At 72.2% G+C, this 10,984-nt stretch carries 11 protein-coding genes; 9 read left to right on the forward strand and 2 right to left on the reverse strand.

Annotated elements, in window-relative coordinates; genetic code table 11:
• Positions 1-800 (reverse strand): SAM-dependent methyltransferase (locus tag V5O40_RS23495; protein WP_332907472.1); only part of this gene is annotated, 800 nt, incomplete at its 3' end.
• A gap of 109 nt (positions 801-909) precedes the next feature.
• Between V5O40_RS23495 and V5O40_RS23500 the strand changes: the two genes are divergently transcribed.
• From V5O40_RS23500 to V5O40_RS23530, 7 genes are all read left to right on the forward strand, one after another.
• The gene (locus V5O40_RS23500; RefSeq protein WP_332907473.1) at positions 910-1,872 is read left to right on the forward strand and encodes a Rossmann-like and DUF2520 domain-containing protein; all 963 of its coding nucleotides are present in this window, start codon (positions 910-912) and stop codon (positions 1,870-1,872) included.
• Positions 1,873-1,910: 38 nt separating this feature from the next.
• Positions 1,911-2,759, forward strand: a complete 849-nt coding sequence (gene panC / locus V5O40_RS23505) for a pantoate--beta-alanine ligase (RefSeq protein WP_332907493.1) — start codon at positions 1,911-1,913, stop codon at positions 2,757-2,759.
• 27 nt (positions 2,760-2,786) lie between these two features.
• Positions 2,787-3,206: an aspartate 1-decarboxylase gene (gene panD, locus V5O40_RS23510; RefSeq protein ID WP_164448617.1), complete on the forward strand. Its 420-nt coding sequence runs from the start codon at positions 2,787-2,789 to the stop codon at positions 3,204-3,206.
• Positions 3,207-3,361: 155 nt separating this feature from the next.
• Entirely contained in the window at positions 3,362-4,258 is an 897-nt protein-coding gene (locus V5O40_RS23515) for a septum formation family protein (protein WP_332907474.1), read from the forward strand.
• A 61-nt stretch (positions 4,259-4,319) separates the two neighbouring features.
• Positions 4,320-6,014, forward strand: a complete 1,695-nt coding sequence (locus V5O40_RS23520) for an L-aspartate oxidase (RefSeq protein WP_332907475.1) — start codon at positions 4,320-4,322, stop codon at positions 6,012-6,014.
• Positions 6,011-6,907 carry a carboxylating nicotinate-nucleotide diphosphorylase gene (gene nadC / locus V5O40_RS23525; RefSeq protein WP_332907476.1) on the forward strand — a complete coding sequence of 299 codons (897 nt, stop codon included), beginning with the start codon at positions 6,011-6,013 and terminating at the stop codon, positions 6,905-6,907. The genes V5O40_RS23520 and nadC overlap by 4 nt, the downstream gene beginning before the upstream one ends.
• A 19-nt stretch (positions 6,908-6,926) precedes the next feature.
• On the forward strand, positions 6,927-7,685 hold the full coding sequence (locus V5O40_RS23530; RefSeq protein ID WP_164448613.1) for a type III pantothenate kinase: 759 nt from the start codon (positions 6,927-6,929) through the stop codon (positions 7,683-7,685).
• A 210-nt stretch (positions 7,686-7,895) separates the two neighbouring features.
• On the opposite strand, the gene V5O40_RS23535 is transcribed toward V5O40_RS23530, so the two are convergent.
• The gene (locus tag V5O40_RS23535; RefSeq protein WP_332907477.1) at positions 7,896-8,636 is read right to left on the reverse strand and encodes a class I SAM-dependent methyltransferase; all 741 of its coding nucleotides are present in this window, start codon (positions 8,634-8,636) and stop codon (positions 7,896-7,898) included.
• 90 nt (positions 8,637-8,726) lie between these two features.
• Here V5O40_RS23535 and lysS point away from each other — a divergent pair, with 90 nt between their 5' ends.
• Both lysS and V5O40_RS23545 read left to right on the forward strand, forming a co-directional pair.
• Entirely contained in the window at positions 8,727-10,235 is a 1,509-nt protein-coding gene (gene lysS, locus V5O40_RS23540; RefSeq protein WP_332907478.1) for a lysine--tRNA ligase, read from the forward strand.
• A 112-nt stretch (positions 10,236-10,347) separates the two neighbouring features.
• Positions 10,348-10,698, forward strand: a complete 351-nt coding sequence (locus tag V5O40_RS23545) for a histone-like nucleoid-structuring protein Lsr2 (protein WP_332907479.1) — start codon at positions 10,348-10,350, stop codon at positions 10,696-10,698.
• Positions 10,699-10,984 lie beyond the last annotated feature (286 nt).

Here is a 10,984-nt window from a genome sequence, read left to right on the forward strand (position 1 = left end):
CCCGACGTGGTCGGGCCCGACCCGTCCGTTGCGGTCTGCTGAGGGAGGTCCGGCTCGTCCGTGCGGGTCCGCGTCCCGGAGTGCTGGTCGGTCGGTGTGGGCCACCAGGTGGTCAGCCAGTCGAGGTCGGCGGGGTTGATCTGTTCGCCTGTCGTCTCCTCGCCCGAGGTGGGGTCGACGAGGAGGTAGTGCCATCGGTCGTTGACCTGGGTGGCCAGGTCGAGGGGGATGTTGTCGAGCCACTCGGTGGCCAGGAGCAGGCCGGTGACGGTGGTGGGGATCTCGTTCGTCCAGGCGATCTGGTCGGGAAGGTGGTCGGGGCGCGGGGCGAGTTCGACGGCGGTGAACCGTACCCGCCGAGCCAGCGGAACCGAAGCCGACGGCGGCGGATCGACGGACCCGGACGAGATGTCACCCGGCGTGATACCAGCGGCGGCCGTGGTGGTCAGGGTTGCCGGGGAGCCCGCCCGCGCAGGGATCAAGCCTGACCGCCCGGAGCGGGCGGGCTCCCCGGCAACCCCCACGGCGGGCCCGGAGCGGGCGGACTCCCCGGCAACCCCCACGGTGACCAGAGCGCTGAGGAGTTCACCCCGTCCCGCCCCCACATCCACCACGTCGAAGCGGTCGGGGAAGCCCAGGGCGGCGTCGAGGTGGTGGATCAGGCGGAGCAGCGCCGTGGTGAAGACCGGTGAGGCGTGCACGCTGGTCCGGAAGTGGGCCGCGGGCCCGGCGCCGGAGACGAAGAAGCCCTCGGGGCCGTAGAGGGCCCGCCGCATCGCCTCGCGCCAGCGCATCGACATGGGGCCCTCCTCACACCGGTGAACGATTTCACACAACCTTGTTTCAGATCCGCTTCAGAGACGCATACTTGCCCCGACCGGTACCCCGTCTCGAGGACTGGATCGTGACATGAGCGCACGGCTGCGCACCCACTCGGCCGCCTCCCGGCGGCCCGCGACCTTGGCGTCGGCCAAGGTTGACACTCCTACCCTGCTCACGGTCGGCGTCATCGGCGCCGGGCGGGTGGGCGCCACCCTGGGTGCCGCGCTGGCCGCCGCGGGTCATCGGGTGGTCGCCGCCAGCGGGACGTCCGGCGCTTCCCGGGCCCGACTGGCGCTGCTGCTGCCGACGGTTTCCCGCCGCCCGGCCGCCGAGGTCGCCCGGGCCGCCACCGACCTGCTGCTGATCGCCGTACCGGACGACGCGCTGGCCGAGGTGGTGGCCGGTCTGGCCGCCGACGGCGCGATGCGTCCCGGCCAGGTGGTCGCGCACACGTCGGGGGCACACGGCCTGGCCGTGCTGGCGCCGGCCAGCGCTGCCGGTGCCCGTCCACTGGCGCTGCATCCGGCGATGACCTTCGCCGGCACCCCCGACGACCTCGGCCGGCTGCCCGGCATCTCCTACGGGGTGACCGCGCCGGCCGACCTGCGCCCGCTGGCCGCCCGGCTGGTGGTCGACCTCGGTGGGGTGCCGGAGTGGATCGCCGAGGCCGACCGACCGCTGTACCACGCGGCGCTGGCGCACGGCGCGAACCACCTGGTGACCCTCGTCAACGAGGCGGCCGACCGGCTGCGCGACGCCGGGGTGGGCCAGCCCGAGAAGGTGCTCGCCCCGTTGCTGCGTGCCGCGCTGGAGAACGCGCTGCGCCTCGGCGACGACGCGTTGACCGGCCCGGTCTCCCGGGGCGACGCCGGTACGGTGCGGCGGCACCTGGCGCGGCTCGCCAGCACCGCACCCGAGTCGGTCGAGCCCTATCTCGTGCTGGCGCGGCGTACCGCCGATCGGGCCGTCGCGGCCGGCCGGCTGCGTCCGGTCGACGCGGCGGCACTGTTCGGTGTCCTGGACGACTACCGGAGCGGGGTGGCGGCGTGACCGTCGGCGGAGGACAGGTGTCGAGCGGGGTGGAGCACGTGACGGGGCTGGTGCACACGCGTGCCGACCTGGCCGAGGCGCGAGCCGCCTGCACCGGGACGGTGGGGGTGGTGATGACCATGGGCGCGCTGCACGAGGGGCACGAGACGCTCCTGCGCGAGGCCCGGGCGCGGGCCGACCACGTGATCGTGACGATCTTCGTGAACCCGCTGCAGTTCGGGCCGAACGAGGACTTCGACCGCTACCCGCGTACCCTCGAAGCCGATCTTGAAGTGTGCCGGCGGGCCGGTGCGGACCTGGTCTTCGCTCCCTCGGTGGGTGAGATGTATCCCGGCGGTGAGCCGGCGGTCCGGGTCAACCCGGGGCCGCTCGGCGAGGATCTGGAGGGGCTCAGCCGGCCGGGGTTCTTCCACGGCGTGCTCACCGTGGTGCTGAAGCTGCTGCAGCTCACCCGCGCGGACCTGACCTTCTTCGGAGAGAAGGACTACCAGCAGCTGACCCTGGTCCGGCGGATGTGTCGGGACCTGGACGTTCCGGTCGAGGTGATCGGGGTGCCCACCGTCCGGGAACCGGACGGTCTCGCCCTCTCCAGCCGCAACCGTTACCTCTCGCCGGCCGAGCGCTCGGTGGCGCTGAGCCTGTCCCGGGCGTTGCGGGCCGGAGCCGGGGCCGCGGCGGCCGGTGGCGACGCCGCAGCGGTCCTGACGGCGGCACACGTCGCCTTCGGGGCCGGCGAGTCCGGCGCGCGGCTCGACTACCTGGTGCTGACCGATCCGGATCTGGAGCCCGGGCCGGTCCGTGGCCCCGCCCGGCTGCTCGTGGCGGCCTGGGTGGGCGACACACGGCTGATCGACAACGCTCCGCTCCGGCTCGACCCGGCTTCCTGACCACACGTACCCGCGAAAGGCGTCCCGATGTTCCGCACGATGCTCAAGTCCAAGATCCACCGGGCCACGGTGACCCAGGCGGACCTGCACTACGTTGGCTCGGTGACCGTCGACGAGGATCTGCTCGACGCGGCGGACCTGCTGCCCGGCGAGCAGGTGGCGATCGTCGACATCACGAACGGGGCCCGCCTGGAGACGTACGTGATCCCGGGCCGGCGGGGCAGCGGTGTGATCGGTATCAACGGTGCCGCCGCCCGCCTGGTCCAACCGGGCGACCTGGTCATCCTCATCTCGTACGGCCAGATGGACGATGCCGAGGCCCGCGCGTACCGCCCTCGGGTGGTGCACGTGGACGCGGACAACAAGGTCGTCGACCTCGGCGCCGACCCGTCGACCGCCGCGCCCGGCACGGCCGGCGCACCGGTGCCCAACCCCCTGTCGGTCTAGCGGGGCCGCTCCTCGGTCAGGCCCCGCCGCTCGCGGGAGCCTTTCGTGCCGGCCGTGAGCATCGCGCCGCGATTCCGGTCTGTCACCGGAAGGTCATTTCTGGTTACCCTTTAGGCGCCGTCGGGGGACGGCCGCTGACTGGGGGAGGCGGCGCCATGCAGCGTGCGACGAGGACCCTGGTCACGACCTTCATCATGGCGGCGCTGCTGGCCGGTTGTGGGTCGACCGGCGGGCTGGACGGCGACCTGGTCGACGATTGGGCCGCGTTGCCGCCGCCCGGGCCCTTCACCCCGGCGGTTGGGGTCTGTCACGAGGCCGACTTCGCCGAGGTGGTGCCGCTCGGGGCGTACGCGCCGGTGGACTGTGCCGCACCGCACCGGGTGGAGACGGTGCACGTCGGCGCCTTCCCCGCCGCCCGGAAGGAACCGCCGCCGACCGGTTCGGCCGAGCTGCGGACCGCCTTCGCCGAGTGTGACAACCGGGCCAACGGCCACGTCGGTGACAACTGGCGGGCCGGGCGGCTCCGGTTGGCGGTCGCGGTGCCGTCCGGGCCGGGCTGGGCCGCCGGGTCGCGCTGGTACCGCTGCGACCTGATGGAGGTCGACACGGTCGAGGCCGGTGCCAAGGTCGTGCCGCGGACCGGCTCGCTGCGCGACGCGCTCCGGACGGCGTCGACGCTGCGACTGAGCTGCCAGCAGACGCGTACCGGGGTAAACGGGGTGGTGCGGACCCTGGTGCCGGTGGCGTGCACCGACCGCCACGACGCCGAGTTCGCCGGGGTCTGGTCGGCTCCGGACCGCCCGTACCCGACCAGCAGTGTGCAGTGGGCACCCTTCTACGCCGGGTGCCGCTCGGTCCTCGCCCGCTTCGCCGGTCTGCCGGACGACGACGCCCTGATCTTCCGGACCGACGTGGTGGTGCGGCCGCCCAGCGCCGGTCGGTGGCGGGTGGGCGACCGGGGGATCCGCTGCTACCTGTGGCTCAGCGACCGTCGGGTGACCGGAACACTCAAGGACGCCGGTCCGGCGGCCCTCCCGGTCCGGACGAAGTAGCCGGAACCACTCGTCCCGCCCCCGCCGCCCGAGTCGAAAGGCATTCGGGTTGACTGGGGGCATGGACCTACCGACCGTCGGCCTGCCGGCGCTGCCCAGCCGGCTGGCCGCCCCGGCACCCGGCTGGGTGGAGACCACCGACGTGATCGTGGTCGGCTCCGGGGTGGCCGGGCTGACCGCCGCGTTGCATCTACGTGAGGCGGGACTGCACGTCACCGTGGTCACCAAGGTCGACATGGACGAGGGATCGACCCGGTGGGCGCAGGGCGGCATCGCCGCGGTGCTCGACCCGGCCGACACCCCGGCCATGCACGCCTCCGACACCGAGATCGCCGGCGTCGGTCTGTGCGACCCGGCCGCGGTCCGCGTGCTCGTGGAGGAGGGGCCGACCCGGCTGCGGGAACTGATGCGTCTCGGTGCCGAGTTCGACCGCAACGCCGACGGGTCGTTGATGCTCACCCGCGAGGGCGGGCACCGGGCCGACCGCATCGTGCACGCGGGCGGCGACGCGACGGGGGCCGAGGTGCAGCGGGCGTTGCACGAGGCGGTACGCCGCGACCCGTGGATCAGGCTCGTCGAGCACGCGTTGGTGCTGGATCTGCTCCGGGCCCCCGGTCACGGTCCGGGTGGGCTCGGTGCGGCGTGCGGGATCACCCTGCACGTGCTCGGCGAGGGCAGTGAGGACGGCGTCGGTGCGCTGCTGGCCCGCGCGGTGGTGCTGGCCACCGGCGGGATGGGGCAGATCTTCGCGGCCACCACGAACCCGGCGGTCTCCACCGGCGACGGGGTCGCCCTGGCCATGCGGGCCGGTGCGGCGGTCACCGACGTGGAGTTCGTGCAGTTCCACCCGACCGCGCTGATCGTGCCGGAGCACTCCCGGGTGCCCGGTGCCGGGCACGCCCAGCAGCCGCTGGTCTCCGAGGCGCTGCGGGGCGAGGGCGCGTACCTGGTGGACGCCGACGGCAAACGCTTCATGCTCGGCCAGCACGAACTGGCCGAACTGGCCCCCCGGGACGTGGTCGCCAAGGGCATCCACCGGGTGCTGCTGGCCACCGGCGCCGACCATGTCCACCTCGACGCCCGCCACCTCGGCGGCGACTTCCTGGCCCGCCGGTTTCCCACAATCGTCGCGTCGTGCCTGGCCATCGGGGTCGACCCGGGAACCGGCCTGATTCCGGTGGCGCCCGCAGCGCACTACGCCTCCGGCGGGGTGCGCACCGACCTGCGCGGCCGGACCTCGATTCCCGGTCTGTACGCCTGCGGCGAGGTCGCCTGCACCGGCGTGCACGGCGCGAACCGACTGGCCAGCAACTCGCTGCTGGAAGGGCTGGTCTTCTCCCGGCGGATCGCCGACGACATCGCGTCCGGCCTGCCCGAGCAGGCCCGCCCGGCGGACACCGGGGCGTGGCGCGGTGCGGGCGGCTGGGTGCTGCCCGCGGAGACGACACCGGTGTTGCAGCGGGCGATGACCCGGGGCGCCGGCGTCCTCCGCTCGGCTGCGACGCTCACCGCCACCGCCGCCGAACTGGTCGAGCTGGGCGTCGCTCGCGGCACCCCGCGCACCGCCGACTGGGAGGCGACGAACCTGCTCACGGTGGCCGCCACACTTGTCGCCGCGGCGTACGCCCGCCGGGAGACCCGGGGCTGCCACTGGCGGGAGGACTTCCCGGTGGCCGACGAGCGGTGGCACGGCCACCTGGTCGGTGCCGTCGGCGGAGCGGGACGGTTGACCACCCGGTGGGAGGAGACGCGATGACCAGCGAGACGGAGCTGCTGCTGCGCGCGGCCGGGCTGGACCCGGACCAGGTACGCCGGATCATCGAGAACGCGCTCGTCGAGGACCTCGGCCCGGACGGGCTCGACGTGACGAGTACCGCCACCATCCCGGCGGCACAGACCGACACCGCCGACGTGGTGGCCCGCGCCGACGGCGTGGTGGCCGGGCTGGCCGTCGCCGCCGCCGTGTTCGAGTCGGCCGCCGAGGCGACCGGCGTCGGGCGTACCGTCGAGGTCTCGCTGGTGGCCCGCGACGGCGAGCGGGTGGCCCGGGGAGACGTGCTGGCCACGGTGACTGGCCCGACCCGGGTGCTGCTGACCGCCGAGCGGACCGCCCTCAACCTGCTCTGCCGGATGTCCGGGGTGGCCACGCACACCCGGGCCTGGGCGGACGCGCTGGCCGGCAGCAAGGCGATGGTGCTGGACACCCGCAAGACCACCCCGGGGTTGCGGGCCCTGGAGAAGTACGCGGTGCGGGCCGGCGGCGGCACGAACAAGCGGATGGGCCTGCACGACGTCGCCATGGTCAAGGACAACCACAAGTACGCGGCGGGCGGCGTCGCCGCCGCGTACCGGCGGGTCCGGGAGGCGTTCCCCGACGTACCCGTGCAGGTGGAGGTGGACACCCTCGCCGAGGCCGTGGAGGCGGTCGAGGCCGGAGCCGACTTCCTGCTGCTGGACAACATGCCGCCGGCGGTGCTGGCCGAGGTGGCGGCCACCGTGGGCGATCGGGCCGAGCTGGAGGCGACCGGCGGGCTGACCCTCGCCGACGCCGCGGCGGTGGGTGCCACCGGCGTCGACTACCTCTCCGTCGGCGCGCTCACCCACTCCTCACCGATCCTGGACATCGCCCTGGACCTGCGCACGGAGTGAACCCGTCTAGGCTGCGTGCGTGCTGCTCTGCATCGACATCGGGAACACGAACACCGTGCTGGCGACCTTCGACGGCGACAAGCTGGTGCACTCCTGGCGGATCAAGACCGACGCCCGTTCGACCGCCGACGAGCTGGGTCTGATGTTCCGGGGGCTGCTCGCCGGCGACGCCGTCGAGATCACCGGCGTGGCCGCCTGCTCGACGGTCCCGGCCGCCCTGCGCTCGCTGCGGACCATGCTGACCCGCTACTACGGCGAACTGCCGAGCGTCATCGTCGAGCCCGGGGTGCGTACCGGGGTGCAGCTGGCCATCGACAACCCGAAGGAGGTCGGCGCGGACCGGGTGGTGAACACGCTGGCCGCGTACACCCTCTACGGTGGGCCGTCGATCGTCGTCGACTTCGGCACCACCACGAACTTCGACGTGATCAGCGGTCGGGGCGAGTTCCTCGGTGGTGCGTTCGCCCCGGGCATCGAGATCTCCTTCGACGCGCTCGCCGCCCGCGCCGCCCAGCTGCGCAAGGTCGAGGCGACCCGGCCCCGCTCGGTGATCGGCAAGAACACCGTCGAGTGCCTCCAGGCGGGCCTCTACTTCGGTTTCGCCGGTCAGGTGGACCGGATCGTCGAGCGGATGGCCGCCGAGCTGGGCGAGCTGAAGGCGGTGATCGCGACCGGTGGGTTGGCCTCACTGGTGCTCAACGAGTGCCGGACGATCACGCATCACGAGCCGATGATCACGTTGATCGGGTTGCGCATGGTGTACGAGCGGAACGTCTGACGCTTTCGGTTTGGCGTTGTGGTTGCGGTGGGGGTTCCGGGCAGCCCGACCGGCTCCGGGCGGTCAGGCTTGATCCCTGCGCCGGTCGGGCTGCCCGGAACCCTTCGGTGGGTACGCGTCAGCCGTCCGGTGGGGGTGGGGTCTGTGGTGGGGGCTGGGGTCTGTGGTGGTGGGGGGCGTCCGGCTGTCGCGGTCTTGTGGGTGGGTGGTTCAGGTTCTCCGGGCGCGGGCTACGAGGGTCGTGTAGGGGAGCGTGATGGTCTCCCGGTCGGCCAGGTCGGGGTGGGTGCGTAGGAGGGTGCGGACCTGGTGGTCGACCTCGGCTCGGCGGTCGGGTGTGGCGGTCAGGTAGTGGGAGCGGGTGCGGACCAGGCCGAGCAGTTCGTCGGGGGTCAGCGTGCTGGCGTGGGTGAACTCGGCCCACTCGGGGGCGGTGAAGGAGTCGCCGAAGTCGGTCACGCTCTGCCGTAGGTGCTCGACGGTGTCGCCGATCTCGGCGATCCGGCTCAGCTCGGCCACCCAGGCGCACGAGTCGTCCCGCAGGTTCCACAACGGCGCGAACACCCCGCCGGGCCGCAGCACCCGGGCGATCTCCGCATGTGCCCGTGGCCGGTCGAACCAGTGGTACGCCTGGCCGGTGAACACGGCGTCGGCGAACCCGCCGGGCAGCGGCATCGTCTCGGCGCTGCCGGCCAGCGCGCGCACCTCGGTGTCGACCGACGTCAGCTGGGCCCGCATGCCGGGGTCGGGCTCGACGGCGGTCACCCGGTGCCCCAGGGCGAGCAGGCCACGGGCCAGGATGCCGGTGCCGGCAGCCAGGTCGACAAGCCGCGCGGGGGCGTCGATGCCGTCGAGCGCCCACCGCAGCGCCGCCTGCGGATAGCGGGGACGGTAGCGGTCGTAGTCGGCGGCGGCGGTACCGAAGGAGAGGGCCTGCGTGGGATCGGTCATGACCGGCAGGCTATCCAGTAACGGTCGCCGGGGCGTTTGAGTACGCTCGGGCCTGACCCCGCCCGAATTCTCCCGCCGAGGAAGCGTGTCGTGACCCAACAGAGCCCCGTGCCAGTCGACCCCGCCGACGACCTTCCCGAGCAGATGAAGGTCCGCCGGGAGAAGCGGGACCGGATGCTCGCCGACGGTGTGCAGCCCTATCCGGTCAGCTACCCGCGCACCAGCACCCTGAGCCAACTGCGCGAGCGTTACGGGGATCTGCCGACGGACACCGCCACCGGCGACCGGGTCTCGGTCACCGGCCGGGTGATCTTCGTGCGGAACACCGGCAAGCTCTGCTTCGCCACGCTGCGCGACGGCGACGGCACCGAACTGCAGGCGATGCTGTCGCTGGACCGGGTCGGCGCGGATCGGCTGGAAGCCTGGAAGCGCCTGGTGGACCTGGGCGACCACGTCGGGGTCACCGGTGAGGTGATCACCAGTCGCCGGGGTGAGTTGTCGGTGCTGGCCGAGGAGTGGGCGGTCACCGCCAAGGCGTTGCGCCCGCTGCCGGTGGCGCACAAGCCGCTCAGTGAGGAGGCCCGGGTCCGGCAGCGCTACGTCGACCTGATCGTCCGTCCGCAGGCGCGGCAGATGGTCCGTACCCGGGCGACGGCGTTGCGGAGTCTGCGCGATTCGCTGCACGGCGAGGGTTACCTTGAGGTGGAGACCCCGATGTTGCAGTTGCTGCACGGGGGAGCGGCGGCCCGGCCTTTCGTGACCCACAGCAATGCGCTCAACACGGATCTGTATCTCCGAATCGCGCCGGAACTGTTTTTGAAGCGCGCTGTCGTTGGCGGCGTCGAGCGGGTCTTCGAGATCAACCGCAACTTCCGTAATGAGGGCATCGACTCTTCGCACTCGCCCGAGTTCGCCATGCTGGAGGCGTACGAGGCGTACGGGGACTACAACACGATGGCCGAGTTGACCCGCAATCTCGTCCAGCGGGCGGCGATCGCGGTCTCCGGATCGACGGTGGTCACCCACGCTGACGGTCGGGAGTTCGACCTCGGCGGCGAGTGGCGTTCGGTCACCCTCTTCGGTGTGCTTTCCGAGGCGCTGGGTGAGGAGGTCACGGTCCACACCGAGCAGGCGCGCCTGGTCGAGTACGCCGACAAGGTGGGCCTGGCCGTCGACCCGAAGTGGGGGCCGGGCAAACTGGCCGAGGAGCTGTTCGAGGAACTCGTGGTACCCGGCCTCGAGGCGCCGACCTTCGTGCGGGACTACCCGGAGGAGACGAGCCCGCTGACCCGGGCGCACCGCAGCGAGCCGGGCCTGGCCGAGAAGTGGGACCTGTACGTGCTCGGGTTCGAGCTGGGGACCGCGTACTCCGAGCTGGTGGACCCGGTGGTGCAGCGGGAACGGCTGGTCGCGCAGGCGCAACTGGCCGCCCGGGGCGACGACGAGGCGATGCGACTGGACGAGGACTTTCTCCGGGCGATGGAGTACGGAATGCCGCCGGCCGGTGGCATGGGAATGGGAATCGACCGGCTCCTGATGGCGCTGACCGGCCTGGGAATTCGGGAAACCATCCTCTTCCCGTTGGTCCGCCCTGAGTAGTCGTACGAGAACTTACCGCCTCGTTACCGCATCCTATTGACGCGACAAGCATCTGACGGGTTATTGTGCTTGTGCAGTTGGCAGGAGCAACCCTGCTCGAAAGGAATGTGGCGTGGCCAAGCAGATCATTCACAAGCTGGTCGATGACCTGGACGGCGGGGACGCGGACGAGACCGTCAAGTTCGCGCTCGACGGTGTTCAGTACGAGATCGACCTGTCAGGTTCGAACGCAGAGAAATTGCGCGAGGTATTCGCCCCGTACATCGCCCACGGCACGAAGGTCGGTCGCGGCGGCGTGGTCGTCGGTGGTCGGGCCGCCCGTGGTCGCGGTGGTGCCACCGCCGACCGTGAGCAGAACAAGGCCATTCGGGCCTGGGCGCGCAAGGCGGGCAGGGACATCTCGGACCGGGGCCGGATCCCGCAGGAGATCGTCGACGAGTACCACTCGAAGGCCGGTCACTGAGACCAGTCAGCAGGAGCGGCCATGACGCCGGCCCGGAGAACTTCTCCGGGCCGGCGTCGGGCGTCGGCGGGACTATTCGCGGCATGCCGCACGTTGTCCACAGCCGGTGGATGTCTTGTCCACAACCTGTGGATGGTGCCGTCCCCGGTCGGGGCGCCCCCGTGCGGCGTTCCCGGCGGTCCCGGCGACCGGGCCGAATTTCGCTCTGCGCGTACACAGACCATGCCCGGAACACCCGTTGAGCGTGGATGGTTGTGCAAAACGACGCGTACCGGGCCTACGACGC

This window comes from Micromonospora palythoicola, from assembly GCF_036689795.1.
Taxonomy (GTDB): Bacteria; Actinomycetota; Actinomycetes; order Mycobacteriales; family Micromonosporaceae; genus Micromonospora; species Micromonospora palythoicola.

Excerpts from the sequence above, each read along its gene's own strand:
- V5O40_RS23500 (WP_332907473.1), top strand. The coding sequence starts at position 910 with ATGAGCGCACGGCTGCGCACCCACTCGGCCGCCTCCCGGCGGCCCGCG.
- panD (WP_164448617.1), top strand. The coding sequence starts at position 2,787 with ATGTTCCGCACGATGCTCAAGTCCAAGATCCACCGGGCCACGGTGACC.
- V5O40_RS23515 (WP_332907474.1), top strand. The coding sequence starts at position 3,362 with ATGCAGCGTGCGACGAGGACCCTGGTCACGACCTTCATCATGGCGGCG.
- V5O40_RS23520 (WP_332907475.1), top strand. The coding sequence starts at position 4,320 with ATGGACCTACCGACCGTCGGCCTGCCGGCGCTGCCCAGCCGGCTGGCC.
- nadC (WP_332907476.1), top strand. The coding sequence starts at position 6,011 with ATGACCAGCGAGACGGAGCTGCTGCTGCGCGCGGCCGGGCTGGACCCG.
- V5O40_RS23535 (WP_332907477.1), bottom strand. The coding sequence starts at position 8,636 with ATGACCGATCCCACGCAGGCCCTCTCCTTCGGTACCGCCGCCGCCGAC.